The sequence below is a fragment of the Mesorhizobium sp. M7A.F.Ca.CA.003.01.2.1 genome, assembly GCF_003998945.1.
Lineage (GTDB): Bacteria > Pseudomonadota > Alphaproteobacteria > Rhizobiales > Rhizobiaceae > Mesorhizobium > Mesorhizobium ciceri.
In genome coordinates this window covers 1-1378 of sequence record NZ_RZRA01001198.1, presented here as the reverse complement: position 1 = coordinate 1378, position 1378 = coordinate 1, and the positions used below count along the sequence as shown (strand labels likewise).

The following is a 1378-nucleotide window of genomic DNA, read 5'->3' as shown; positions in this document are numbered from 1 at the left end:
CCCGGCCGCAGCATCCGGCCGCGGCTCGTCGCGCATGGCAATCAGCCCGGCCACCACGCCATCGGCGACCAGCACTGACACCGTCTTGCCCTGGCCGTTGAGGCTGTCGACGGCGAGGCGCTGCGCTTGCGTCATGTCGGCGCGTTCGCCCGCCGCCTGGCCGGAGCCGAGGAAGACGGCGACGCCGCCAACGCTGCCCTCGACACCCTTGCCCGAGATTGCCTTCGCCGCGAGAGCCGGCGGCACCGGCGCCTTGTCGGCCTTGGCCCGGTCCAGGATCGCCATCGCCAACGGATGGCTGGAGCCCTGCTCCAGTGCTGCCGCCAGCGCCAGCACGGTGCGTTCATCCCTTCCATACGCCACGATGTCGGTGACGGCAGGCTTGCCTGCGGTCAGCGTACCGGTCTTGTCGAAGGCGACCGCCGTGATCCGGCGAAAGCCTTCCAGCACCGCACCGCCTTTCATCAATAGGCCACGCCGCGCACCGGTCGCAAGGCCCGCGGCGATCGCCGCCGGGGTCGAGATGACCAGCGCGCAGGGGCAGCCGATCAGCAGGATCGCCAAGCCCTTGTAGATCCATTCGTTCCAGTCGCCGCCGGCAAGCAGCGGCGGCAACAATGCCACCAGCGCACCGACCGCCAGCACCGCCGGCGTGTAGGTGCGCGAGAAGCGGTCGATGAAGCGCTCTGTCGGCGCCTTGGCCTCCTGCGCCTCCTCCACCAGCCGCACGATTCGGGCGATGGTGTTGTCGGAAGCGGCCGCCGTCACCCGCACCTTGAGCACGCCATCGGTGCTGATCGTGCCGGCAAAGACGGCGTCCGCAACGCCCTTGCGCTTCGGCGTGCTCTCGCCGGTCACCGGCGCCTCGTCGATTTCGCTCGCGCCCTCGATGATCTCGCCATCGGCCGGGATGCGGGCGCCCGGCCGCACCAGGATGATGTCGCCGACCGCAAGGTCTTCGGCGGGACACTCCGATGTGCCGCCTGCGCGCTCGACCAAGGCCGTCTTCGGCACCAGATCGGCAAGTCCCTGGATGCTCGCCCGCGCCCGGCCGGCGGCGACACCCTCCAGAAGCTCGCCGATCAGGAAGAGCACCACCACGGCGGCGGCCTCTTCAGTGGCACCGATCATCACGGCGCCTATCGCCGCGATGGTCATCAGCATCTCGATCGAAAACGGCGTGCCGGCCAATGCCGCCATCAGCGCGCGCCGTGCGATCGGCACCAGGCCGACCAACAGCGCGGCCAGGAACACCCCGCGTTCCGCCACCGGGAACAGATGGCCGATGCCGTATGCGGCGAGAAGCGCTGCCGCGCAGGCGAGCGTCAGCACCGCCCGGCGGGAACGCCACCACGCCTGCCCCGTCTCGGAATGGCCA

At 70.3% G+C, this 1378-nt stretch carries 1 protein-coding gene; it reads right to left on the bottom strand.

Going from position 1 to position 1378, the window contains the following annotated elements; all coding sequences use genetic code 11:
- Positions 1-1378: heavy metal translocating P-type ATPase (locus EN969_RS31155; RefSeq protein WP_127419739.1), on the bottom strand; the 1378-nt coding region annotated here is incomplete at both ends.